The sequence below is a fragment of the Pseudomonas sp. FG47 genome, from assembly GCF_057809115.1.
In genome coordinates this window covers 22,005-44,548 of sequence record NZ_JBMDJI010000033.1, presented here as the reverse complement: position 1 = coordinate 44,548, position 22,544 = coordinate 22,005, and the positions used below count along the sequence as shown (strand labels likewise).

The 22,544-nt window shown below is 64.6% G+C and carries 10 protein-coding genes and 1 pseudogene; 6 read left to right on the top strand and 5 right to left on the bottom strand.

What is annotated here, in order from left to right:
* Positions 1-80: 80 nt before the first annotated feature.
* Both ACODS5_RS19980 and speB read right to left on the bottom strand, forming a co-directional pair.
* A complete protein-coding gene (locus ACODS5_RS19980; protein ID WP_134690992.1) occupies positions 81-1,460 on the bottom strand; it encodes a sodium:solute symporter family protein in 1,380 nt (459 codons plus the stop codon).
* Positions 1,461-1,745: 285 nt separating this feature from the next.
* Positions 1,746-2,696, bottom strand: a complete 951-nt coding sequence (speB, locus tag ACODS5_RS19975; RefSeq protein WP_134690990.1) for an agmatinase — start codon at positions 2,694-2,696, stop codon at positions 1,746-1,748.
* A gap of 225 nt (positions 2,697-2,921) precedes the next feature.
* Here speB and ACODS5_RS19970 point away from each other — a divergent pair, with 225 nt between their 5' ends.
* From ACODS5_RS19970 to ACODS5_RS19950, 5 genes and pseudogenes are all read left to right on the top strand, one after another.
* Positions 2,922-3,815 (top strand): LysR family transcriptional regulator, encoded by an 894-nt coding sequence (locus ACODS5_RS19970; RefSeq protein ID WP_134690988.1) that lies wholly within the window; start codon positions 2,922-2,924, stop codon positions 3,813-3,815.
* Positions 3,816-3,913: 98 nt separating this feature from the next.
* A pseudogene (locus ACODS5_RS19965) lies at positions 3,914-4,258 on the top strand (PAS domain-containing protein); the annotation flags it as partial.
* Positions 4,259-4,492: 234 nt separating this feature from the next.
* A complete protein-coding gene (locus ACODS5_RS19960) occupies positions 4,493-5,521 on the top strand; it encodes a methyl-accepting chemotaxis protein (protein ID WP_372239497.1) in 1,029 nt (342 codons plus the stop codon).
* 95 nt (positions 5,522-5,616) lie between these two features.
* Entirely contained in the window at positions 5,617-6,216 is a 600-nt protein-coding gene (locus ACODS5_RS19955; RefSeq protein ID WP_134690984.1) for a tRNA-uridine aminocarboxypropyltransferase, read from the top strand.
* An 86-nt stretch (positions 6,217-6,302) separates the two neighbouring features.
* A complete protein-coding gene (locus ACODS5_RS19950) occupies positions 6,303-10,625 on the top strand; it encodes an NEL-type E3 ubiquitin ligase domain-containing protein (RefSeq protein WP_489109472.1) in 4,323 nt (1,440 codons plus the stop codon).
* Positions 10,626-10,646: 21 nt separating this feature from the next.
* Here ACODS5_RS19950 and ACODS5_RS19945 read toward each other — a convergent pair whose 3' ends face one another.
* From ACODS5_RS19945 to ACODS5_RS19935, 3 genes are all read right to left on the bottom strand, one after another.
* A complete protein-coding gene (locus ACODS5_RS19945; RefSeq protein ID WP_134690980.1) occupies positions 10,647-12,002 on the bottom strand; it encodes an HlyD family type I secretion periplasmic adaptor subunit in 1,356 nt (451 codons plus the stop codon).
* A 55-nt stretch (positions 12,003-12,057) separates the two neighbouring features.
* Positions 12,058-14,193: a type I secretion system permease/ATPase gene (locus ACODS5_RS19940; protein WP_489109473.1), complete on the bottom strand. Its 2,136-nt coding sequence runs from the start codon at positions 14,191-14,193 to the stop codon at positions 12,058-12,060.
* Positions 14,194-14,270: 77 nt separating this feature from the next.
* Positions 14,271-15,644: a TolC family outer membrane protein gene (locus ACODS5_RS19935; RefSeq protein WP_134690978.1), complete on the bottom strand. Its 1,374-nt coding sequence runs from the start codon at positions 15,642-15,644 to the stop codon at positions 14,271-14,273.
* Positions 15,645-16,134: 490 nt separating this feature from the next.
* On the opposite strand from ACODS5_RS19935, the gene ACODS5_RS19930 reads away from it, so the two are divergent.
* Positions 16,135-22,506, top strand: a complete 6,372-nt coding sequence (locus ACODS5_RS19930) for a retention module-containing protein (RefSeq protein WP_489109471.1) — start codon at positions 16,135-16,137, stop codon at positions 22,504-22,506.
* Positions 22,507-22,544 lie beyond the last annotated feature (38 nt).

Sequence of the window (22,544 nt, the reverse complement as noted above, 5' to 3'; positions counted from 1 at the left end):
GACGCGGAGGCTGGCACCGGCTGCGCCGGTGTTCGCCGGCAAGCCGGCTCCTACGACGAGCGCGGCCAGGACAGAAGGTATCAGGCCAATTTCACGGCGCTCACCGGCTTGCGCGAAGCCAGGCTGACCACCACGAAACTCACCAGACCGATGGCCAGGCTGTAGTAGATCGGCGAATTGGCGTCCAGGCCGTCCTTGAACATGAACAACAGCGCGGTGGCAAAGCCCAACGACATGCTGGCGATGGCCCCGGCGGTGGTCGCGCGCTTCCAGAAGATCGCCCCCATCAGTGGGATCAGCATGCCGCCCACCAGCAGGTTGTAAGCCAAGGTCAGGGCGCTGATCACATCGTTGACCGCCAGGGCGATGCCCAGCACCACCAAGCCGGTGAGCAGGGTGAACAGGCGGTTGATGCCCAGGCTCGACTGCTTGCCGCCACGCAGTTTCGGCAGCAGGTCTTCGGTCAGCGTGGTGGAGGCGGCTAGCAGGCCAGCGCTGGCGGTGGACATCATCGCGGCCAGGGCGGCGGCCATCAGCAGGCCACGGATGCCCTCGGGCAACTGGCCCTTGATCATCTCGGCGAAGGCATTGTTGGGATTGGCCAGGTCGGGCATCAACACGTGGGCGGCCATGCCGATCAGCGCGCAGGCCAGGCCGTACAGCACGCAGTAGACACCGGCGGTGGTGCCGGCGCGCTGGCAGACCTTCTCGTCACGGGCGGTGAATACCCGTTGCCAGATGTCCTGGCCGATCAGGATGCCGAAGAAGTAGATCAGGAAGTAGGTGATGATGGTGTCCCAGCCGATGGCGGTCCAGCTGAAGCTGGTGTCCGGCAGCTTGGCTACCAGGGCGTCCCAGCCCCCGGCCTTGTACAGGCACACTGGCAGCAGGATGAACATCAGGCCCACGGTCTTGATCACGAACTGGACGATGTCGGTCAGGGTCAGCGACCACATGCCGCCGATGGTCGAATACACCACCACCACGCCGCCGCCAAACAGCAGGGCCATCCAGAACGGTACATCGAGCAGCACCTGCAGCACGGTACCCATGGCCAGGGTCGAGGTCACCGCGATCATCAGCGCATAGGCCAGCATGATCGCCGCGCTGGCCTGGCGCGCCATCGGGTTGTAGCGGCGCTCCAGCACCTGGGTGACGGTGAAGATCTTCAGGCGCAGCAGCGGTTTGGCCAGGAACAGGTTCAGGGCGATGATCCCCAGGCCCAGGGCGGCGCACAGCCAGAAACCGGAAATGCCGTGGACATAGCCCAGGCGCACGGTGCCGACGGTGGAGGCGCCGCCGAGCACGGTGGTGGCCATGGTGCCCATGTACAGGGTCGGGCCGAGGTTGCGCCCGGCCACCAGGTAGTCTTCATGGGTCTTCGCGCGCCGCATGCCGTACCAGCCGAGGCCGAGCATGCCGGCGGCATAGATCAGTACAACGATGATGTCCAAGGCCATTGGGGGTCTCCCGATTATCTTTATTATGGCGAGATTGGCCGTCCGGACGGTTCACGGCGCCCGGCGGTCCTTTGTGGTGTTGGCGGGCCTCTATGGCCCTCCCGAATGGCTCCTGCCGGGGTGCAGTAAGTCTTTGCAACTGGGTTCTCTGTAGGAGCGGCCTTGTGTCGCGATGGGCTGCGCAGCAGCCCCGGCAATCTTGCATGAGGCGAGGATCTTGGGGGCGCTTCGCGCCTCATCGCGCCACAAGGCCGCTCCTACAAAAAACGGGCGGTGTCGCTGCCGTCAGCGATGTACCACGCCCGGCAACACGCAGAGCATTTCGAACAGCAGGTTGGCCCCCAGCAGCGAGGTGTTGCCGGTGGTGTCGTAAGGCGGGGAGACTTCGACCAGGTCGCAGCCGATCAGGTCCAGGCCCTGGCAGCCGCGGATGATCTCCATCGCCTGGATGGTGGTCAAGCCGCCGATCTCCGGGGTGCCGGTGCCCGGCGCCCAGGCCGGGTCGATGCCGTCGATGTCGAACGACAGGTACACCGGTCCGCCACCGACTTTCTCACGCACTTCGGCCATCAGCGGGGCCAGCGACTTGTGCCAGCACTCCTCGGCCTGGACCACACGGAAGCCCTGGCGGCGGCTCCAGTTGAAATCGTCGGCGGTGTAGCCTTGGGCGCGCAGGCCGATCTGCACCACGCGCTCGCAGTCGAGCAGGCCTTCCTCCACGGCGCGGCGGAAGGTGGTGCCATGGGCGATCTTCTCGCCGAACATGTGGTCGTTGACGTCGGCATGGGCATCGATGTGCACCAGGCCGATCTTGCCGTGCTTCTTGTGCAGGGCCCGCAGGATCGGCAGGGTGATGGTGTGGTCGCCGCCCAGGGTCAGCGGGATGATGTTGTGCTCGAGGACCTCGTCGTAGGCTTCTTCGATGATGCGCACCGCATCCAGCAGGTTGAAGGTGTTGATCGCCACGTCGCCGATGTCGGCCACCGACAGCGAGTCGAACGGCGCGGCACCGGTGGCCATGTTGTAGGGACGGATCATCACCGACTCGGCGCGGATTTGCCGCGGGCCGAAACGGGTGCCGGAACGCAGCGAGGTGCCGATGTCCAACGGCACGCCGATGAACGCGGCGTCCAGGCCTTCGGCGCTTGGCAGGTGGGGCAGGCGGAGCATGGTGGCGATGCCGCCGAAACGCGGCATTTCGTTGCCGCCCAGTGGTTGGTGGAGAATCTTGTCCACGGTGGGCCTCATCAGTCGGTCGATTGTTCTGTTTGTTCGAACCTGGCTGCCGCCGCGCGTATTGGCGCGGTGTGATACCGGCGAGCAGGGACATTGCGCCGCAGTCTGCGCAAGGTAGTGGCCGGGAAGAATCGCTACCGACAAATACTTACTTCAGGAATCTCTGAACTATTGGCACAGGCCGGGTTAGACTCTGGGCAACTCCAGCCTGCGGAACCTCGTTGCATGGCCTCATCGCTGCCCGACCTGAAACTGCTGCGCATCTTCGCCAGCGTGGTACGCCATCAGGGATTCGCCACTGCCCAGCGCGACCTCAACCTGTCGACCTCGGCCATCAGCACCTACATGAGCCAGCTGGAAAGCGCCCTGGGCATCGTCCTCTGTCATCGCGGCCGTGGCGGTTTCAGCCTGACCAGCAAGGGCGAATTGTTCCACCAGGAAACCTTGCGCCTGCTCGGTGAGCTGGATGGCTTCGAGCAGTACGCCGCCGCGCTAAAGGGCGAACTGCGCGGCACCCTCAACCTTGGGGTGATCGATTCCACCGTTGGCGACAGCGCCCTGCCGCTGGCAGAAGCCATTGGCGCCTACAGCCAGGAACACCCGGCGGTGCACCTGCACTTGTCGGTGTCCAGTCCCTATGAATTGCAGCTGGGCGTGCAGGACAACCGTCTGGACCTGGCCATCGGCGCATTTTCCTCGCGCATGAGCGGGCTGCTGTACCAACCGCTGTACCGCGAGCAGCACTGGCTGTATTGCAGCAACCGCCACCCGCTGTTCGCGCAACGACGCATCCCCGAACCGGTGGTCACCCAGCAGCGCATGGTCGGTCGTGGCTACTGGAGCCAGGCCGAACTGGCCCGGCATGGCTTCAAGCACAGCGCCGCCACGGTGGAGAGCATGGAGGCACAACTGATTTTGATTCTCTCCGGCGCCTACATCGGCTACCTGCCCGAGCACTATGCCCAGGCCTGGGTCGACAAGGGTGACCTGCGGGTCTTGTCGCCGGCCACCTTCGGCTACCAGGCGCCGTTTTCCCTGATCATTCGCCGTGGCCGCAGCCGGGAACCCTTGATCCAGACGTTCCGCGACTTGCTCAAGAGCCAACTCAACGTGGGTTGAAGCATGGCGTGTTCAAGCCGCTCGGTCAGGTCGAGCAAATTTCCTACAAAACTTGACCGCTGACGTGCTGGCCATCTGCTAAATATCTACTTGCTTTGATGATTTTCCCATTCATCTGGATAAGCAAGGGACCGCCAACGATGCGCATGAATTTGCCCGTCACTGAGCACGAAAGAACCTTTTCCCAAGACCAGCGGCTGATCTCCACTACCGACCTGAACAGCCGCATCACCTATTGCAACGACGCATTCGTGGCCATCAGCGGTTTCACCTACGACGAATTGGTGGGCCAACCCCACAACTTGGTGCGCCACCCCGACATGCCGCCGGCGGTCTTCGGTCATATGTGGGACACCATCAAGCAAGGCAAGCCATGGATGGGCGTGGTCAAGAACCGCGCCAAGAACGGCGAGTTCTACTGGGTCAGCGCCTATGTCACGGCGGTGTACGAGAACGGTCGCATCAGCGGCTATGAATCGGTGCGCTCGGTGCCGACCCGCGAGCAGATCCGCCGCGCCGAGCAGCTCTACGCGCGCCTGCGTGCCGGGCGCTCGGCGGTGCCCCTGGCGGCGCGTCTGGCCCATGGCATCGGCCATGGCTGGCCGTTGATCGGTGCTGGCCTGGCTTCGGCCGCCGGCTACCTGTGGCTGCCCCCTTATGCGGCCCTCGGCGTGCTGATGGCCAGCCTGCTGGCGGCTTGGTACGTGGTCGAGCACCGGCAGAACCAGTCGATCCGGCGCACCTTGCAGGAGCATCCCAAGGCCTTCACCAGCCCGCTGGTAGCGCTGACCTACAGCGACAACCCAGGCCTGCAGGGCCAGCTCGACCTGGCGATCATCAGCGAGGAGGCGCGTCTGCAGACCGCGTTGACCCGCCTGGTGGACGCCGGCATCGGCGTCAAGTCGCGGGCCGCGCAATCCGCCGACTTGTCCGATGCCCAGGCACAGATGCTCGACCGCCAGCGCAGCGAGACCGACCAGTCGGCCACCGCCATCGCGCAAATGGCCGCGACCATCCAGCAGGTGACCCATAACGTGCAGAGCACCGCCCACGCCGCCAGCGATGCCGACCAACTGGCGCAGAAGGGCAGCGACCTGGCCGAGCAGAGTTTGCGCGCCATGGGCAGCATGAACGAGGCCGTGAGCGACATTGGCCAGGCGGTCAATGCCCTGGCCGAGCAGACCCAGTCGATTGGCAGCGTGGTGGATGTCATCACCTCGATCGCCGAGCAGACCAACCTGCTGGCGCTCAATGCCGCCATCGAGGCGGCGCGGGCCGGTGAGCAGGGCCGGGGCTTCGCCGTGGTCGCCGATGAGGTGCGTTCGTTGGCCCAGCGCACCCGCGCCTCCACCGAGGAAATCCACCACATCATCTCCACCCTGCGCTCCGGTGCCGACCGCGCGGTGGCCAGCGCCAGCCGTGGGCAGCAGATCTCCAGCGACAGCGTGCACAGTGTCGAGGCGGTGCAGGAAGCGCTGTCGGGGATCGCCCAGGCGGTCAGCCGCATCACCGGCATGAGCCAGCAGATGGCCACGGCGTCGGAGCAGCAGAGCCACGTGGCGGAGGACATCAACCAGCAGATCGTGCGCATTGCCCACCTGTGCGACGAGAGCGCGGGGCAGGCCAAGCAGGGCGCCGAAATCAGCCAGGACCTGGAGCGCATGGCGGAGTACCTGCACAGCCTGGCGGAGCGATTCAACCGCTGAGGCTGCAGCGGGTAACAGTGGGGTGTGGGAGTGGGCCTCGCAGCAACCCGAGGATGGCAACCCTGTGGCAAACTACCCGCCCCAAGGAGTTCCCCATGCCAAGACCTCGCTGCGAGCGCTGCCAGCGCCCGCTTGCCCATTGCCTCTGTCCACTCATCCCACAGCTCGACAGCCTTACTCGCGTGGTCGTTCTGCAACACCCCAGCGAGACCGCCCATGCGCTGAATACCGCGCGCCTGGCGACCTTGGGGCTGGTCAACGGCGAGCTGCGAATCGGCGAGGTGTTCGATGACCTGGACGCGCTGCTGGCCACGCCAGGGTATCGACCGGCGCTGCTGTTCCCTGGTGAAGAAGCCGAGGTGCTGGCACGTTATGGACAAGGCCACGACCTACCGCTGCTGCTGATCGTACCCGACGGTACCTGGCGCAAGGCACGCAAGCTGCTGTACTTGAACCCGGCGCTCGCGGCGCTGCCGCGGGTGACGCTGGCCCAGGTACTTCCTTCACGCTATCGGGTGCGCAAGGCGCCTGAGCCAGGGGCGTTGTCGACTCTCGAGGCGGTAGTGCAGGCATTGAATGTGCTGGAGCAACCGCAGTGTTTCGATGCCTTGCTGCGGCCTTTCGAGGCACTGGTGCAGGGACAGATCGACGCGATGGGCATGGCGACCTTCGAGCGCAACCACGTCCACCGCTGATCCGTTGTCGCAGGGACAGACTTAACTAACGCCAGCCGGCAGGGACGCGTGGGTGAAATGGGCATTTCTCCCATCAGGAATAGCCCATGACTCCTCTCGCCCCTGACTCGATCGATCGCTTGATTGGCGATCGACTGCCTGCCTGGTTGAAAAACGCTTCCGAGGATCGCCTCAAGGCTTTGCAACTGGCGATGACGCAACAGCAACGTTTGCAGGACCAATTGCAAGTCCACTACGGCAGCGTCACGCCATTGGACGTCTTTGCCGAGATATTGCTGGTCAACGCCTTGCAGGACCTGACAGGAAAGGTCCATGACGTGCGCAAGGGCCGTTTGTTCAGGGTATGGCACAAGATCAATGCCCCAGTGGGGCCCTCCCTACCATTGCCCCGGGAACGTGTGCAGGCCAGTCAGTCCTTGCTGCAAGCGGCCCTGCATAACTTCGCTGCCAGCGAAGAGTCGGAGGAGCACTGGCTGGCGGAGTCGCGCCTGCATGACGGCCAGGGCGAGACGCTGCCGGTGCGTCCCGGCGCCTATGCAGCGCTATGCCGATCACTGAATATTGGCGCAAAGTACCAGGCCTATCTCGAAGGACACTTCCGACCCGATGACGCGGTGCAGGCGCAAGCCTTGCAGCGCCTGCTGGAGCAGGTGCAGCAAGGCAATTTCGAGGTTGCCGTGCGCCATGCGGCCCTCAAGCAGATCATCGACGAACGCACCTTTTTGCAACTGCTGCCGCTGATCAGTGCCGAGCCTATCGTTGCTGCCTACCCGGTCGATGTTCGGCCTCGTCAGTTGTACCTGCTCGGCAAGCCAGTCGTGGGTGTGGTGACGCTGGAGATCCGCAAAGACAGAAGCCGCGCAGCGCGCCTGGAAGGCGTGGTCGCCTGGCTGCCGGGTGACCCCCAGGCAGAGCTTGCGCGCTACCCCTCATGGGCCGCGTTGTACGAGGCGCTCGGTCAGCGCCTGGGGCAACCGGATTATCTGGCCTTCTTCATGCGTTTCATCAGCGAGGCCGATCGCCCGGCGTTCGCGCGGGTACTGGCCAACCTCCAGCCCGCCACGGGGACATCGGCGTTGCCACTGGACGGGCGCAACCAGGCAATTGCAGGCGCACTGTTCGCCCATCTGCGCCAGACCCATATCGACAAAATCATCGCCGATGCCCGCATGTTGGCCGTGCCGACTGAAGACGAAGACGCCGCGACCCGTGAGGCGCGGCTACAGGGCTATCAGAGCGCAGGGCTCGATTTGCTGTCGCTGGCCGCGCTCTTCGTCCCGGGGCTTGGCTTGGCGATGGCGGGTATTGCCGTGGCGCAACTGGTCGATGAAGTCTACGAGGGCTACCAGGACTGGCAACTCGGGGATCGAGAGTCGGCCCTGGGGCACCTGTTCAATGTGGCCGGCATGCTCGGCACGGGCCTGGTCACGGCTGGGGTGGGCAAGCTCCTCGAGCGGGTGTCGTTCGTCGATGGCCTGCTGCCGGTGCTGTCCGACGAGGGGCGCCTGCGTCTGTGTGATGGCAGCCTGCGCGGCTACAAGATTGCCGATGAGCAAGGCTCGCTGGGTTCGGTGATGGGGCCAGCCGGGGCGCAGCGGATCAAACTTGGGCAAGGAAGTTTTCTGCTCGAGCCTCTGGAGCCCAAGGGCGAATGGCGTATCCGTCATCCGCACCGGTCAACGGCCTATGGCCCTTTACTGCGCGACAATGGCGATGGCGGCTGGGCCCATGAGTTCGAACAGGCTCATGGCTGGGCAGAAAAACGGCTCTTGCTGGGCCGTCTCGGCGGCTCCCTGGCCGCGGTGACCGAACCCGAGGCCGAGGCTGTCCTCGGAACTACCGGCTTCGATACCGAGCAATTGCGGCGGCTACATGTTGAAGGCGCCCAGGCGCCGGCGCGTCTGGTCGATGCCCTGGAGCGTCATCGCCTGCATGCTGCTGAGCCTGCGCTGAAGGCCGAGGCTTTCGAGCAGCGTATCGCCGCGCAGCAGAAGCCCGTGGGCGACCCCGCGCAACTGTTGCGTCGTGATTTTCCTGGGCTGAGTGCGCGCAGCGCAGAAATGCTCGTCGCCTCGGCCAGCGGTGGCCAGCATGCGCAACTGCGCCTCGGGAAGAAAGTACCGTTGCCGTTGGCCGAGCAGGCGCGCTGGGCGTTGTGGGACAGCCGGCTGGATCGCGCTTGCGCGGGGTTCTATCAGGCTGCGGCAATCAACAGCGATTGCGAAAAGCTGATGTTGCACGTCGCTGATACCCTGACGCCCTGGCGCGAGCAGGTTCGCATCGAGCTGCGCGAGGGCCGGGTGGAGGGGCTGCTGCTTGCGCAGCAAGGGGGCGAACAGGCCGCCGAGGTTCGCCGGATACTACGTACGGGCGAAGGTTACCTGGCTGTCGACGACAACGGCCATGGCGTCGCCGGCGCCGCGGCGGGCGACAGCCTGGCCCAGGCGTTGTTGCTGCATATGGATAGTGTACAGAAACTCCAACTGGGTCATGCCGAACCGACGGCGCAACAGTTGACCGATGCCTGTGTTCGTTGGCTGGGCGGCAATCGTCAAACCGCCGCCAAGCTGATCGGCATGGTCTCGCCAGCGTCTGGCATGCGCCCACCGGTGCGACTGGGCGATGGGCGCCTGGGGTATCCGCTCAGTGGGCGGCAGCCGGGCGCGGGTAGCAGTGTGCGCAGTGGCTTGCGCAGCGTGTATCCGACATTGACCGACGGTCAGATCGAGGACCTCCTCACTCAGATAGGCAACGCGGGCCAGTCGCCCTGGGAATACCTGGCAGGCCTGCGCCAGCAGTTGGCTTCACTGCGCCAAGCCTTGCAAGCATGGTGTCAGGCAGCTGGCAGCTCGCTGCAGCGCTACCGGCGGCGGCAGGTGGCCAAGCAGATCCGCCGCGTCTGGCGGCGCAAGCTGCACGATGCGGATGGGGTGTTCGTGCTGACCCTCGACGGCGAGTCGTTGGCGGGCTTGCCCAACTTGCCTGCGTCTGTGCGCTTCGACCATGTGAGGCGTTTGACGCTTCGGCGCATGCAACTGGGTAACAGCGTCAGCGACTTCATTCAGCGTTTCGGCGATTTACGGCATCTTGATCTGGGTAACAACGCACTGACGTCCATACCGACCGGGATCGAGCACCTGACGCAACTGACCCATCTGCGCCTGGCCGCCAACCAGATCGTGATGGACGCCGCGGCAGGCGGACGTTTGTCGTCGCTGGTGCGGCTGCGTTGGCTGGATCTGAGTGATAACCCCATAGGCCTGGCACCTTCGCTGCAGGGGGCCAACAGCCTGCAGGCGATCTCGTTGCGCAACACTCGCCTGAGCGCTGTGCCCATGGCGCTTCTCGAGCATCCGACGCTGGAAACCATCGACTTGCGCGACAACCGGATCACCACGGTGAGTGAACTGGTGATCCAGTTGCACAGGGCCCGGCTGGGGCGCCTGGTATTGCATGACAACCCGCTGACGGCGGATGCGCTGAGACGGTTACGGTCGTTTTCCCGGCAACTGTCACGCCCCGTGCATGCCGGCGCCGAGGAGGCTGCCCGGGCGATTTGGCTGCAGGGGTTGAGCCCCGCCGAGCACGTGCGTTGCTCGCAGGTCTGGCAGCACCTGGTGGATGCCGATGGCGAGAACACCGCTGACTTCTTCCGCTTCCTGCGTGATCTGGGGCGTTCGGAAGACTATCTGAACCAGCCAGGGCACTTGCGCCGACGGGTGTGGGCGATCCTCGACAGTTGCGAGCAGAACAGCGAAGTCCGTGAAGCGTTGTTTGCGCAGGCGGCTGGGCCGCGTACGTGTTCGGACCAGTTGTTGTTCATTCTGAGTGAATTGGAGCTGACCACACTGGTGGTACGCAACACGGCAGGGCTGGCCAGCGACGAGGCCGAAGCGCGATTGCTGCGCCTGGGACGCGGGCTCTATCGTCGGGACGCGGTCGATCGGATCGCCGCCGAACACATCAGCGAGGTACAAGCGTCAGACCCCACCCAAACGGTGGACGACGTCGAAGTGTATCTGGCTTACCGTATCGGTCTGGCCGCGCCCCTGGGATTGCCGGCCCAGCCTGAGTACATGAATTACCACTATGCCAGCGGCGTCACTCAGGCTGACCTGCGCGATGCCCGGGCGACGGTGCTCGCGGGTGAAAACACGCAGGTCTTGCGTAGGTCGTTGGCGAATCGAGATTTCTGGCAGGACTTTTTGCGTACCCGTCATGGAGAACGTTTCGAGGCGTTCGATGCCCCCTATCGTGATCGCTTGGCGACCTTGGAGGAGCAGGCGAAGTCAAGTACGGAACAAGAGTACCTGGATCAAGTGGAAGATCTGATGGCCGAACGCAACCTTGCCGAGGGAAAACTGATGGACGAGCTGACCGAGCAAGCTTACGCCCGTCATCCAAACTGACGGGGGGCGTGCTGGATACCCTCAACGTTCACGCAAGGCTTCGGTACGCGCCTTGAGCACCGGCTTGAGCAGGTAGTCCAGCACGCTTTTCTGCCCGGTGATGATATCCACCGTGGCGACCATCCCCGGGATGATCAGCAGCGGCTTGTTGTCCCCGCCCAGGTGGTTCTTGTCGGTGCGCACCTGGATCAGGTAGAACGCATTGCCCTTGTCGTCGCTGACGGTGTCCGCGCCGATCAGCTCCAGCTTGGCCTTGAGCCCACCGTAGATGGTGTAGTCGTAGGCGCTGAACTTGACCATCGCGGTCTGTCCCGGGTGCAGGAAGGCCACGTCCTGTGGCCTTACCTTGGCCTCGATCAGCAGGTTGTCCTCGATCGGCACGATCTCCACCAGGTCGCTGCCGGGCTGCACCACGCCGCCGATGGTGTTGACCTTGAGCAGCTTGACGATGCCGCGCACCGGTGACACCACGGTGGTGCGGTTGACCCGGTCGTCGATGGCGATGCTGGTGGCGGTGATCTTCGACAGTTCGGTGCGCTTGTCGTTGAGCTCCTTGGCGGCGTCTGAGCGAAAGCTCGCGTCAGATTCCTGGATCTTGCTGCGGATCTCGGCGATCGCCGCTTCGGCGCGGGGGATGGCCAGGTTGGTCGCATTCAGCTGGCCGCGCGCCTCGACGCTGCGCTGCTTGAGGCGCAGGATCTCCACCGGGGAGATGGCGCCCTTGCTCACCAGTGGCGAGGACATGTCCAGTTCCTGCTGCAACAGGCCCACCGCCGAACGGTACTGGTCGACCTTGGAACGGAACTCGGCCAGCTCCTGGGTTTTTTGCCGCAATTGTTCGTTGAGGGTCTGTTTTTCGCTGGCCAGACGGCGTTGGCGTGATTGGTAAAGAGCGGCCTCGTCCTCGGCTACCTGCGGCGCCTTGGCGCGGACTTCGCTCGACAGCACGAAGGGGCGGCCTTCGGACTCGGCCGACAGGCGTTCCACCTGCGCGCTGAGGGCGTAACGGTCGGCCTCGCTTTCACCCTTGTTCGACTTGAAGCGCGTGTCGTCCAGGCGCAGGAGGGTGGCGCCCTTGTCGACCATCTGCCCCTCTCGCACGAAGATCTCGGTGACGATGCCGCCTTCGAGGTTCTGCACCACCTGGACTTTGCTAGACGGGATGGCCTTGCCTTCGCCGACAGTGACTTCGTCGAGCACCGCGAAGTTGGCCCAGGCCAGGGCCACCAGCAGCAGGATCGCCGCCAGCCACACAGTCAGGCGCGACAGGCTGGGGGACTCCTGCAGGGTGGCGCCGGCCAGCTCTGGCATATAGTCGCGTTCGGCGCGGCTATCGCCGCCCTGGAGGTAGCTGCGCACGCTGTGGCTGAGGGGCATGTTCTACCTCCGATGCAGACCGGGGCCTTTGGGAACGGGCTTCAGGTTTGTTGGTTCACAGTGCCGCGCCGATACGGCCCTTGCGCAGCGCGTCGATGACCGCGTCCTTCGGCCCGTCGGCAACAATCTTGCCGTTGTCCAGCACCAGCAGCCGGTCCACCAGGCTGAGCATCGAGGTGCGGTGGGTGACCAGCAGCAGGGTCTTGCCGGGCACCCAGTTCAACAGGCGCTGGCGCAGTTGCTCCTCGCTGCTGTTGTCCATGTGGCTGGTGGGCTCGTCGAGTATCAGGATCGGCGGCTCCAGCAGCAGGGCCCGGGCCAGCAGCACGGCCTGGCGCTGGCCGCCGGAGAGCAGCTGGCCGCGCTCGCCCACCGGGCGGTCGAAGCCTTGCGGGTGCTGGCGGGCCAGCTCGCTGACGCCGGTCAGTTCGGCCACCTCGAGCATGCGCGCATCGCTGACGTGCCGTGCGCCGAGGGTGAGGTTGTCGCGCAGGCTGCCGGCCAGCAGTGGCAGGTCGTGTGCCACGTAGCCGAGCTGGCTGCGCAGATCGCTGATATCCAGTTGGCGCAGATCGAGGTTGTCCAGCAGCACCTGGCCTTCGTCGGGGTGATGGAAACCCATCAGCAGCCGGGCGAGGGTGCTCTTGCCCGAGCCGCTGCGGCCGATGATACCGATGCGTTCGCCCGGCTTGAGGGTGGCGCTCACGTCGTTGAGGGCTGACGCCGTTTGCCCGGCATAGCGGAAGGTGGCGTGGTTGATGGTGATGCCACCTTGCAGCGCGGTGTGCTCCAGCGCCTGGTGCTTGGCCTCGCGCTCCTGAGGCAGGCTCATCAGGGCGTCGGTGCTGCGCATGGTCAGCTGGGCCTGCTGGTAGCGGGTGATCAACCCGGCGATCTGGCCGAGTGGGGCGAGCACCCGGCTGCCGAGCATGTAGCTGGCCACCAGGGCGCCGACACTGAGGTTGCCGGCGATGATGCTGTATACCCCGGCGACGATCGTCGCCATGCCACAGAACTGCTGGATGAACAGCGTGCCGTTGCTGGCCAGCGACGACAGGTTGCGGGCATGGGCGTCGAGACGGGCGATGGCGCCGTTGGTGTGTTCCCACTGGTACTGGCGCTCGCTTTCGGCGCCGCAGGCCTTGAGGGTTTCCAGGCCGCCGAGGGTCTCGATCAACAGCGCCTGGCGCACCGCGCCGAGGCTCAGGCTTTTTTGCACGGTGTCGCGCAGGCGCACCTGGATGAATAGTGCCAGGCCTACCGCCAGCGGGAAGGCGATCAGCGGGATCACCACCAGCCAGCCGCCGAGCAGGCCGATCACCAGCAGCATCAGGGCCACGAACGGCAGGTCGATGATGCTGGTCAGGGTCACTGCGGTGAGGAATTCGCGCAGCCCCTGGAAGTCATGGATGCTCTGGGCGAAGCCGCCGATGGTAGCCGGGCGCGCCTTCATGCTCATGCCGGTGATGCGTTCGAACAGGGTGGCGGAAAGGATCAGGTCGGTCTTCTTGCCCGCCTGGTCCAGCAGGTGGGCGCGGACCATGCGCAGCACCAGCTCGAAGGCGGTGCCGATGAACAGGCCGGCGACCAGCACCCACAGGGTCGACAACGCCTGGTTGGGCACCACGCGGTCGTAGGTCTGCATGACGAACAGCGGCACCATCAGGCCCAGCAGGTTGATCAACAGGCTGGCCAGCAGGGCATCGCCGTACAGCCAGCGGGAGTGGCGCAGGGTGTCGCGGAACCAGGCGTTGACCCGCGGGATCAGCGGCGCGCGCACATCCTCCAGGGTATGCCGGGGGCGGGCGAACAGGGCCTGGCCGCTGTAGGCCTGCGCCAGGGCCTCGCGCTCGACCCACTGCTCACCGCCTTCGGCCTCGCAGGGCAGCAGCAATGCCCGGCCGTTTTCGCCCCAGCGTTGCAGCACGGCGCTGCGGCCATCATCGAGGATCAGCAGCACCGGCAGGTTGAGCGGGGAGATGGCGTCCAGGTCACGCCGCAGCACGCGAGCCTGCAACCCGGCGCGTGCTGCGGCGCGGGGCAGCAGGCCCAGGCCCAGGCGTTGCTCGGCCAGTGGCAGGCCGCTGCACAGGCTGGCACGGCTGGCCGTGCAGCCATGCAGCTTGCACAGGATCAGCAGGCCATCGAGCAACGGATCATCAACATCCAGGCGCGGTTGCGCGCTTTGCATACTGGTCACGATGGCCTACTCCTGCCGCGGTGGACGGGAAATGGGCGCTGGCGAAAAGTCCCTTGTCTCGTCAGAACCTAACGCATGTCAGGCAATTTCGCCTCGTTGCGTACTTCGGTCTTGGCGATGGCTTCCGGCGGCAGCGAGATACGCTGCTTGCTCAGCAGCTCGCCCATGGTCGCCAGCACCCGGTACATGGAGAACTCTTCGGTATAGCGCACCTCGGTGTAGCGACGGTTGGCGTTGTACAGCTCGTTCTCGCTGTCGAGCAGGTCGAGCAGGGTGCGCTGGCCCAGGCCGAACTGGTCCTGGTAGGCGGCACGCACGCGCTGGGTGGTCTCGGCGTACTCGCGGGCGCTCGGGGTCTGCTTGCGGGCGTTGTTCATCGCGTTCCAGGCCAGGCTGAGGTTTTCGTTCAGCTCGCGCAGGGCGTTGTTGCGGATGTCCATCGCCTGGTTGATCTTGTGCGCGTCCGACTGCAGGCGGGCCTTGTCGCTGCCGCCGCGGAACAGGTTGTAGCTGAGCTCTACGCCGGCCTGCCAGTCATTGTTGTCGTGCCCCTTCTGGCCGCCGAGGTTGTTGTTGGCACCTGTGGCCAGCACCGCGTCCAGCCGCGGGTAGAAGGGCGACTTGGCCACTTCGTACTGTTGCTCGGCGGAGCGCACGTCAGCCTGCGCCGACTTAAGGTAGGGGTTGTTCTCCAGCATGCCCTGGCGGGCATTGAGCAGGTCGCCCGGCACTTCGCCCTTGATCGTGACGGGTGTTTCCAGCTCGTCGGGCAGGCGCCCGACTACGCTGTAGAAGTTGGCCTCGGCGTCGGCCAGGTCGACCTCGGCGGTGTCCAGGTTGTTTTCGGCCAGGGCGCGACGGGCACGGGACTGGTCGAGGTCGGCGTTGCTGCCCACACCGCGTTCGCTGCGCAGGCCGATCTGGTCGTTGACCCGCAGGTGGGCCTGCAGGTTGTTCTTGGCCAGGGTTACCAGTTCACGGCGCTTGAGCACCTCGAGGTAGACCTCGATGGCGCGCAGGGCGATGCTCTCGGCGGTGGCCTGGGTGTAGTAGGCGCGCGAGGTGGCCACCGCTTCGGTGCGGGCGACCTCGTTGGAGGTATTGAAGCCGTCGAACAGCATCTGCCGCAGACGCAGTTCCGATTGGGTGTAGTTGAGCGTTTCCTTGTTGTGGTTACGCGTGTTGTCCGGGTTGAAGCCGCGGGTGTTGGTGTTGTCCGAACGTTGCCGGCCGTAGCCTGCTACCAGATCGACGGTTGGGTAGTACCCCCCGCGGGCGAACTTCACATCCTCGTCGGCCGACAGCCTGCTGTTGCGGCTGGCGCTGATCTCGGGATGCTGGTCCACGGCGTTCTGGACAGCCTCGGTAATCGACATCGCCTGACTGTTGGCACACGCCATGGCCAACAAAATCGCACTGGTGATGGGGGTTAAAGCGCGCATGGGGTACATCTCCCTGGTCTTGAATAATGTCCTGCTGATTCGCCAAAAAAATGACGAAAAATTAGAATCAAACCGTTTCAGGTTTGTAACAACAGAGCTAAGAACATTTACCGGGCGAGCTAAGAAGATTTTTTCATAAGTTATATGCGAAAAAAAACTTATGCGATCTAAGGAATCCGCGACATTGTTTCATTCAGGTGGTTACGGGAATTGGCTGGGACAGGCGATTTTCGGGCCTTGGTGAAAGTTCCAGATTTTTTGCAGCTAAGGAGACAGGGGAGGAAGGCGAAAGCGGAATTTGGCGACAAAAAAATGGCACTAAATAATGGCCATTCGCCCCGTCCACTATCGCGGCAGTCGTCACAGGGAGCGTGGTTTCTCACGAGCGTGACAGCAACGGTTCCAACAACCATGGCACTCGGAACCTTGCGCACATTACCCGGCACGCCTTGATCTGCGAAAAGCCCATCGGCAGGGGAGGCGTACGCTCATGGCTAAATTAGTCGGTGTGGTCGGCAAGGTAGTCGGCCAGGTATTCGCGGTGGGCGATGACGGTCATCGCCGTCTGTTGGTGGAAGGGGATCGCCTGTTCGCCGGCGAGCAGTTGGAAACCGGGAGCGAGGGCGCCGTGGCGGTGCGCTTGCAAAACGGTGCCGAGCTGACCCTGGGCCGTGGCAGCAGCCTGGAGATGACCCCCGACCTGCTGGCCGATCGCGCTCCTCATGTACAAGCGCCGGACGCGCAGCCCAGCAACGCCCAGCTCAGTGACGTCGAGCAACTGCAAAAAGCCATTGCCGCAGGCGCCGACCCCACGCAGGAAGCCGAAGCGACCGCGGCGGGCGGCAACCCTGGTGGCGTGGCGGGTGCGCTCGGTGGCGGCCACAGTTTCGTGATACTGACCGAGGTGGCCGGCCGGGTGGATCCCACCATTGGTTTCCCCACGGCGGGCTTCAACGGCTTCCCTTTGCTGGCCAATCTCGAACTCGGTGGCCTCGATGGCAATGACGACGCACCTGTGCCGGCCACTACGCCACCCGCGGACAACCCGGTCAGCCTCACCGGCCTGGAGGTCAGCCCTGCCGAGTTGATCCTGGACGAGGCGCACCTGCCCCAGGGCTCGGCCAGCAATCCTGCGGCCTTGACCCAGTCGGGCAGCTTCACGGTGGTTGCCGCCGATGGCGTGTTCAACCTCAGTGTCGGTGGCATCAATGTGGTCACCGCGGGCGTGGTGACCGGCGTCGGCCAGTCCATCGTCACCGGGCTCGGCAATGTGCTGACCATCACGGGCTACAACCCGGCCACGGGCGTGGTGAGCTACAGCTACACCCTGACCGGCGCGGAACATCATCCGGACGGTGCCGGGAGCAATACGCTGGGCGAGCAGTTCCCGGTACTGGTCAGCGACACTGATGGCGATGTGGCCAGCGGCACGCTGGACGTAATCGTTCGTGACGACGTGCCACGCGCCGTGAACGACAGCAATGCCAGCACCGCCACCGAGCAGCATCTGGAACTCAGCGGCAATGTGCTGACCAACGATATCCAGGGCGCGGACCGCATCCCCAGCGGCCCGGTGGTGGCCGGTACCTTCGTCGGCACCTACGGCACATTGGTGCTGGCGGCGGATGGTTCCTACACCTACACCCTCAGTACCAACGATCCGGACTTCAAGAACCTGCACGGTGGCGGCAGTGGGGTGGAGAACTTCACCTACACCCTGAAAGACGCCGACGGCGACACCAGCACCGCGACCCTGACCCTCAACGTCAGCAACCTCGATGACCCGGTGACCCTCGGCGGCCTGGATGTCAATGGCGGCGAGCTGACCGTCTACGAGAAGAACCTGGCCGACGGCAGTGCGCCCAATCCCGCTGCGCTGACGCAGAGCGGCACCTTCACGGTGGCGGCGCCCGATGGCCTGCAGGCCTTGAGCGTCGGCGGCATCACCGTGGTCAGTGGCGGCGTGGCGGCAAGTTTCCCGCAGTCGATCACCACGGCGCTGGGCAACACCCTGACCATCACCGGTTACAACCCGGCCACGGGGGTGATCAGCTACAGCTACACCTTGCTGGACAACGAGAGCCACGCCAACGGCGGCGGCGCCAACAGCCTGTCCGAGCATTTCACCGTCACCGCTACGGACACCGATGGCAGCACGGCCACTGGTTCGCTGGACGTGAACATCATCGACGACCTGCCCAAGGCCAATCCGGATGCGGCCAGTGTCGTCGAAGGCGGCACGGTCAGCGGCAATGTGCTCGACAACGATACGTCCGGCGCGGACGTACGGGCCGATGGTCGCTACGTGGTGGGTGTGCGAGCCGGCTCCGATACCTCGACATCGGCCAGTGGCCAATTGGGCGATCCGGTCCAGGGCCAGTACGGTTACCTGACCCTCGATGCCCAAGGCAACGCCACCTACCACGCCAACCCCAATGCCGTGGCGCCGGCGGGCGCCACGGATGTCTTCGTCTATACCGTGCGTGACAGTGACGGCGACGAAAGCACCACCACCATTACCATCGACGTGCGCGATTGCTCGCTGATCGCCGGGCCTGACAGCGAGGTCACGGTCTACGAGAAAGCGCTTGACCTGAACAAGGATGGCAACGACCTGGCAGGCGGCAATGTTACCGGCAGTGAACCGGGCTCCACCGGCGAGACGGCCAGCGGTTCGTTGGCCAGTTCCGTCAGCGGTGGCGTGGGCGGGCTGACCTTCACCTTGGTCGGTAACGCCACCGGCCAGTATGGCCAGATCCAGCTCAATACGGATGGTACCTACACCTACACCTTGACCTCCGCGCCGAACTCGCCGAATCACGTCAACGACGGCCCGAACGTGGTCACCGAGAGCTTCACCTACCAGGTCAAGGATTCGCTCGGCAACACCACCACCAGCACCATCGTGGTCAGCATCGTCGACGACGTGCCCAAGGCCCATAGCGATTTCGCCAATGTCTACGAAGGCGGCACGGTCAGCGGCAATGTGCTGGTCAACGATGTGACCGGCGCCGATGTGCGTGCCGACGGGCAGTATGTGGTCGGCGTGCGCGCAGGCAGCGACACCTCGACCTCGGCCATTGGCCAGCTGGGCAGCAACGTGGCGGGGCAATATGGCTACCTGACGCTCGACGCCCAGGGCAATGCCACCTACCACGCCAACCCCAATGCGGTGGCGCCAGCCGGTGCCACGGACGTGTTCGTCTACACCATCCGCGATGCCGATGGCGACGAGAGCACCACCACCATCACCATCGATGTGCACGACATTTCGCTGGTGGCCTGCCCGGATGACACGGCCAAGGTCTACGAGAAAGCCCTGGACCTGACCAAGGACGGCAACGACCTGGCTGCAGGCAACGTCACCGGCAGCGACCCGCACGCCACCACGGAAACCACCAGCGGTTCGCTGGCAGGCTCGGTCAGCGGCGGTATCGGTGCCTTGACCTTCACCCTGGTCGGCAATGCCAGCGGCCAGTATGGCCAGATCCAGTTGAACAGCGATGGTAGCTACACCTACACCCTGACCTCGGCGCCGAACTCGCCCAACCACGTCAACGATGGCCCGAACGTGGTCACCGAGAGCTTCACCTACCAGGTCAAGGATTCGCTCGGCAATACCACCACCAGCACCATCGTGGTCAGCATCGTCGACGACGTGCCCAAGGCCCATTGCGACGTGGCTTCGGTCAAGGAGGGCGCCAGTGTCAGCGGCAACGTGCTGGACAACGACGTGGTCGGCGCCGATGTGCGAGCCGATGGGCAGTACGTGGTCGGTGTGCGTGCCGGCTCCGACACCTCGACGTCGGCCATCGGCCATGTCGGCGACACCATCGTCGGCCAGTACGGCTACCTGACCCTGGACAGCCAGGGCAACGCCACCTACCACGCCAACCCCGACAGCGTGCCGGCCGCCGGCGCGACCGACAGCTTCGTCTACACCATCCGCGACGCCGACGGCGACGAGAGCACCACGACCATTCGCATCAATGTGCAGGACAGCAAGCTGGTGGCGTGCGAGGACAACGACGTCACCGTGTACGAAAAAGCCCTGGATCTGCACAAGGATGGCAATGACCTGGCCGCCGGCACCGTCACTGGCAGCGATCCGGGCTCCACTGGCGAGACGGCCTCCGGCAGCCTGGTCGGTTCGGTCCAGGGCGGCGTTGGCGCGCTGACCTACAGCCTGGTCGGCAATGCCGTGGGCCAGTACGGGCAGATCCAGCTCAATGCCGACGGTTCCTACACCTACACCCTGACCTCGGCGCCGAAGACCCCGGGGGGGGCCAACGACGGCGCCAACACGGTCAACGAGTACTTCACCTACAAGGCTACCGACGCCTTGGGCAACAGCGTCACCAGCACCATTGCCATCAATATCGTCGACGATGTGCCGACGGTGCAGTGCGCGGTACGCAGCATCACGCCCGGCCAGGTGGACTCGAACATCCTGCTGGTGGTGGATGTGTCCAGCAGCATGGCGGCAAGCTCCGGCGTGCCGGGGCTGACCCGCCTGGAACTGGCCAAGCAGGCGATCAATGCCTTGCTCGACAAGTACGACGAGATGGGCGACATCAAGGTGCAGATCGTCACTTTCGGCACCGGTGCGCAGGTGCAGACCCCGGTGTGGGTCACGATCGGCGAGGCCAAGAACCTGATCGCCGGGCTCAGCCCAGGTGGCTCGACCTACTACGATTCGGCGGCGACCAAGGCCCAGGAAGCCTTCGCCACCACCGGCAAGCTGGTGGGCGCGCAGAACATCAGCTACTTCTTCTCCGACGGTGAGCCCACCAATGGCCATGCCATGACCGCGCCACGGGAAGCCGCCTGGGAATCCTTCCTCGACAGCAACGGCATCAAGTCCTACGCCATCGGCATGGGCAGCGGGGTCAACGAGGGCAACCTCAATCCGCTGGCCTACGACGGCAGTAGCCATACCGATACCAACTCGGTGGTGGTCACCGACCTCAGCCAGCTCGGCGCTGTGCTCTCCGGCACGGTACAGGGCGCGCCGATTACCGGCAGCCTCATGAGCGGCGGCGATTTCGGGGCTGATGGCGGCTTCATCAAGGCGCTGCTGGTCGATGGCACCACCTACACCTACGATCCGAAGGCCAATGCTGGGCAGGGCGGTTACGCGGCCAGTGGCGGCGCGGACAAGGCCACCTTCGACACCGTGAGCAACAGCCTGAGCATCAAGACCGGCCTGGGCGGCACCCTGGTGGTGAACATGGACAACGGCGAGTTCACCTACACGCCACCGAAGGACAACGGCAGCGGCCAGGTGGAGAAGTTCGGCTTCACCGCCAGCGACAACGACGGCGATACCCGCAGCGCCAGCCTGACGGTCAACATCAACAGCAATGGCGCGCCGATCGCCGGTGCCGACCACATCATCACCAATATCAAGGGCGCCACCCTGACGGTGCCGGCAGAGGCGCTGCTGGCCAATGACCGTGACCCGGACCACGATACCCTGAGTGCCGCGCCGACCACCTTCAATACCAACTTCGCCGACAAGGGCGCAGGCTTCACGGCGGGCACCCAGGCGCAGACCATCAAGTTCGACGCCACCGCCAACAAGGCCGAGAACCAGTTGCGCGACCTGGCCCGCAGCGAGTTCACCAGCCTCAACGGCAGCATGACCGCAGCCTTGGTGGTGGCTGGTTACCTGGGCTCGATCAGCACCGCCAATGCCAACGACGAGGACACCCTGACGGTGACTCTGCGCAAGGGCGAAACCCTCACCCTCGACCATGATCGTCCCGCGGGCAACCTGCTGATGGAATGGAAGGATGCCAGCGGCAACTACCAGACCATCGCCGATGGCGGCAGCTTCACGGCCACCCATGATGGGGTGTACAGCATCCATGTGATCAATACCGAGAACGCCGCCGGCAACAGCAAGGCTGCCGAGAACTACAAGCTGAGCCTGGTGGTGGACTACAGCAATGCCAGCAACGAGGACTATCACGGCAGCTATACCGTCAGCGACAACCATGGCGGCTACGGCAGCGCAGCGGTGGATATCACTTACCAGGCCGGCAATACCCTTACCGGCACCGGCGGTGACGATGTATTGCTGGCCGGGGCCGGCGATACCACCCTCAACGGTGGTGCCGGCAACGATGTGCTGGTGGCGGGGGCGGGTAACAACAGCCTGCACGGTGGTGATGGCGACGACCTGCTGATCGGTGGGCCTGGCAACGACCTGCTCGACGGCGGAGCCGGCAATGACACTGCCAGCTACGCCAAGGCCACCGCCGGCGTGACCGTGGACCTTGGCCATGTCGGGCAGCAGAACACCGTCGGCGCCGGGCTGGACACCCTCAGTGGTATCGAGAACCTGATCGGCTCGGACTACAACGACACCTTGACCGGCAATGACGGTGACAACCTGCTCAACGGCGGCGCGGGCAACGATGTGCTCAAGGGCGGTGCCGGCAACGACATCCTGATTGGCGGGCCGGGCAACGACACCCTGACCGGTGGCAGTGGCAACGACAGCTTTGTCTGGCAGAAGGGCGAAACCGGGCATGACACCGTGACCGATTTCACCCCGGGCAGCGATCGCCTGGACCTGTCGCAACTGCTACAGGGCGAGAACGCCACCAGCGCCTCGCTGGACGACTACCTGCACTTCAGGGTCAGTGGCAGCGGCGTCAATGTGGTGTCGACCATCGAGGTCAGCAGCGTCGCTGGCGCGGCGCCGACCCAGACCATCGACCTGGCCGGCGTGGACCTGGCGCAGCATTACGGGGTGTCGGCCGGGGCGGGCGGGCTGATCGCGGCCGGGCATGACACCGCGACCATCATCAACGGCATGCTCAATGACCATTCGTTGAAGGTGGATACGGTGTAAGCCAGCAGCGAGTCGCGGGGCAAGCCTGCCCCGCGATG

What these genes read in the sequence shown, in the direction of transcription:
- ACODS5_RS19980 (WP_134690992.1), bottom strand. Translation starts at nt 1,460, where the DNA reads ATGGCCTTGGACATCATCGTTGTACTGATCTATGCCGCCGGCATGCTC.
- ACODS5_RS19970 (WP_134690988.1), top strand. Translation starts at nt 2,922, where the DNA reads ATGGCCTCATCGCTGCCCGACCTGAAACTGCTGCGCATCTTCGCCAGC.
- ACODS5_RS19960 (WP_372239497.1), top strand. Translation starts at nt 4,493, where the DNA reads ATGGCCAGCCTGCTGGCGGCTTGGTACGTGGTCGAGCACCGGCAGAAC.
- ACODS5_RS19955 (WP_134690984.1), top strand. Translation starts at nt 5,617, where the DNA reads ATGCCAAGACCTCGCTGCGAGCGCTGCCAGCGCCCGCTTGCCCATTGC.
- ACODS5_RS19950 (WP_489109472.1), top strand. Translation starts at nt 6,303, where the DNA reads ATGACTCCTCTCGCCCCTGACTCGATCGATCGCTTGATTGGCGATCGA.
- ACODS5_RS19945 (WP_134690980.1), bottom strand. Translation starts at nt 12,002, where the DNA reads ATGCCCCTCAGCCACAGCGTGCGCAGCTACCTCCAGGGCGGCGATAGC.
- ACODS5_RS19940 (WP_489109473.1), bottom strand. Translation starts at nt 14,193, where the DNA reads ATGCAAAGCGCGCAACCGCGCCTGGATGTTGATGATCCGTTGCTCGAT.
- ACODS5_RS19935 (WP_134690978.1), bottom strand. Translation starts at nt 15,644, where the DNA reads ATGCGCGCTTTAACCCCCATCACCAGTGCGATTTTGTTGGCCATGGCG.
- ACODS5_RS19930 (WP_489109471.1), top strand. Translation starts at nt 16,135, where the DNA reads ATGGCTAAATTAGTCGGTGTGGTCGGCAAGGTAGTCGGCCAGGTATTC.